This is a genomic window from Mesorhizobium sp. M4A.F.Ca.ET.022.05.2.1 (assembly GCF_003998845.1).
GTDB lineage: Bacteria > Pseudomonadota > Alphaproteobacteria > Rhizobiales > Rhizobiaceae > Mesorhizobium.
This window is the reverse complement of record NZ_RZOJ01000624.1, coordinates 1-2,320: the sequence shown is the minus strand read 5'-3', so window position 1 is coordinate 2,320 and position 2,320 is coordinate 1. Positions and strand designations below refer to the sequence as shown.

Below are 2,320 nucleotides of genomic sequence, written 5' to 3'. Positions count from 1 at the left end.
CCGCCGAGATGGGCCGCGCCCGACCATGCCGCCTCCTGCTTCTTCGCATCACTGTCGACGCGGGCCATGACATAGACGCCCCAGCCGAGATAGGCGCAGTTGGGCGAGTAGTTCGGGCCGCTGGCGAGCTTGTCCCATTGGCCGGTCTTCGAATTGTAGACGTCGTCCGAGCCGGGCAGGATCGAGAAGCCGGTGACGTCGCCGATGACCGACGAGTCGTTGGTCTTGACGTTGGAGCCGATGTCGCCCCACCACGGGATCATCGACCCGGTGCCGGCCAGGAACTGCTGGAAGCCGGTGGTGTTCGGATCGGCGTTGATCTGGTCTGGCGGCTCCGAGGGCAGGGCGTCGATGACGTCCTGGATCGCCCGCACCCAGGCCGGATTGTTGATGCGCGGCTTCATCGTGTCGGCATCGAATAGCCAGGCCTTGTCGTCGGGATGCTTGGCATAGGCGCTGGCGCGGCTGCCGAGGAAGTAGAAGCCGAAGCCGCCCCAGGGCTTGGGCGCGTCGAGATAGCCATACACATCCTGGCCCTTGAACTGCTTGCCCTTGAGGAACTTGGTGACGGCTTGCACTTCCTGCCAGGTCTTCGGCACGCCCCATTCGGTCGTCGCCCCGCTCTCTTTCCAGGCCTTGGCGAGATCGGCATCGGCGAACACGTCGGTGCGGTAGTTGAAGTTGTGCGCGTCGCCGTCGATGGTGACGCGGTACTGCTTGCCGTTCCAGGTGCCGACCGGCGGCTTCAGGTAGTTGACCAGGTCGTCGAAGTCGATCTGCTTCTTGACCCAGTCCGGCATTTCGGAGGTCAGGCCCTTGCCGCATACATCGCCTTCGAAGGGCGCGCCCATCTCGATGATGTCGAAGTCGACGGTGCCGGTGGCGATCGACTGCTGCAGGCGGGCGTTGTAGTCGGCCTGCGCCAGGTCGATCCAGCTGATCTTGGCGCCCGTATAGGCCTCCCACGGCTTCAGGAAGCCGCGGAACAGAACGTTGTGCAGGTTCTGGTTGTTGAGGCCCATGAAGGTGAGCTCGACGCCGGCGAACTCGCCTTCCTTGACATTGGCCTTGGTCGCTTCGAGGCAGAGCTCGCCCACCTTCTGGAAATCGGCGTCCGTCGGCTGACCCTTGCCGACACCTGGAATCTGCAGGATCTGCGCGCGCAGATCGTCGGCCGCGGCGGCCGGCCGGGTCAGTGCGCCGAGGCCGGCGCCTGAAGCCGCGGCAATCGCGGCCATGCTGGCCGCGCCCTTGAGAATGTCACGCCGGGTGGCACCCGCGCGGACCAGTTTTTCGTAAAGACCGACTCTCATCTACATTCCTCCCAGAACAAAAGCCGTGAATTTGACGTGCCAACCTACCGGACGCCGAAACGTCTGCGTTTCTCCTATACCATACGGGGACGTGGGACCCCACCCTGCGTCGCTTGGAGATCCGATTTCCGGCAAAGCACCGATCATCGGATTTTGCGCTCGCCACTATTCGCGTAATCGATTACCTTGTCAACAGGAATGGCTTTTTATCTATAATATACTGACTTGCCCTTGCCGTTGGCAATGGCTAGCTTCACCGAAAACGATAGGGGAGATGATGGCTCAAGTCGCGATCACCAATGTGGCCAAGGCGTTCGGACCAGTCAAGGTCCTGCACGATGTCAGCGTCGATATCGCCGACGGCCAGTTCGTCGTGCTGGTCGGTCCTTCCGGCTGCGGCAAGTCCACGCTGTTGAGGATGGTGGCCGGGCTGGAGACCGTTTCCGGCGGCACGATCGCGATCGGCGAGCGCGTCGTCAACAATCTGCCGCCGGCGAAGCGCGACATCGCCATGGTGTTCCAGAACTACGCGCTCTACCCGCACAAGACGGTGGAGCAGAACATGGCTTTCGCGCTGAAGCTGCGCAAGACCGATCCGGCGATCGTCGCCGAGCGGGTCAAGCGCGCCGCCGACATCCTCGATCTCGCGCCCTATCTCAAGCGCTATCCGCGTCAGCTCTCGGGCGGCCAGCGCCAGCGCGTCGCCATGGGCCGCGCCATCGTGCGCAACCCGCAGGTCTTCCTGTTCGACGAGCCGCTCTCCAACCTCGATGCCAAGCTGCGCGTCCAGATGCGCACCGAGATCAAGGAACTGCACCAGCGGCTGAAGACCACCACCATTTACGTCACGCACGACCAGATCGAGGCCATGACCATGGCCGACAAGATCGTGGTGATGCGTGACGGCCGCATCGAGCAGGTCGGCGCGCCGCTGCAGCTGTTCGACCGGCCGGCCAATCTCTTCGTCGCCGGCTTCATCGGCTCGCCCGCCATGAACCTTCTGAAGG

Annotated in this window: 2 protein-coding genes; one reads left to right on the top strand and one right to left on the bottom strand. The window is 63.2% G+C overall.

The genetic code is table 11. From position 1 onward, the window contains the following. A partial coding sequence (locus EN745_RS33735) for an extracellular solute-binding protein (RefSeq protein WP_127423239.1) occupies positions 1-1,313 on the bottom strand: 1,313 nt, incomplete at its 3' end. Between the two features lie 277 nt (positions 1,314-1,590). Here EN745_RS33735 and ugpC point away from each other — a divergent pair. Then, positions 1,591-2,320 (top strand): sn-glycerol-3-phosphate ABC transporter ATP-binding protein UgpC (gene ugpC / locus EN745_RS33730; protein WP_127423238.1); only part of this gene is annotated, 730 nt, incomplete at its 3' end.